The sequence below is a fragment of the Staphylococcus sp. EG-SA-2 genome (assembly GCF_017152085.1).
The window spans coordinates 1-676 of the sequence record NZ_JACYHC010001151.1; the positions used below are offsets into that span (position 1 = coordinate 1).

Annotated in this window: 1 pseudogene; it reads left to right on the forward strand. The window is 29.6% G+C overall.

The window, feature by feature from the left end:
- A pseudogene (locus IDG60_RS19075) lies at positions 1-505 on the forward strand (transcriptional regulator AryK); the annotation flags it as partial.
- Positions 506-676: the final 171 nt, after the last annotated feature.

Sequence of the window (676 nt, forward strand, 5' to 3'; positions counted from 1 at the left end):
AAATGAACGGGATTATATGAATTCTATTGAACTGTTTCATCAATATAATGGAAAACGTCCGGTCTATTTCACGGCATTGCTATTTAATAAATTAACAAGCAATATTTTGTATTCTGATGATACATGTATTGTCACGGGAACTGATTCAAATTTTCAAATATTGTTATATGATGCAAAGCATTTTAATCCGTACTTAGCGTTGGACAATCAAATGAATATGCGTGCAACGGAAATGATCCATTTGAACATTAATGCCTTGGAAGAAGGTATGTATAAGATTAAACATTTTACCTTAGATAAAGAAAATGGTGCGTTATTTAATCTTTGGCGCAAACATCATACGATACATGGCATGGACAAGGACTCTATAGATTACGTTAATCGAATGAGTTTTCCGAAATTAGAAGTATATGATATAGATATCACGGACACACTGGCATTAAACATTAAAATGATTACGAATGGGATTCACTTAATTGAAGTAAAACGTTACCCAAGTTCATAAAATGATCACAAATCACAAATTTTGATATACATAATTTGTGATTTTTTATATTCAAAGCTAAAATTGCAAAAAATTAATGGTTAACATCTCTGTTGTTGGCAATATAAATAATGATTAATCATTTATGATGTAACTAAGGAGATGAAGGATATGAATCAACAATTAATTGAA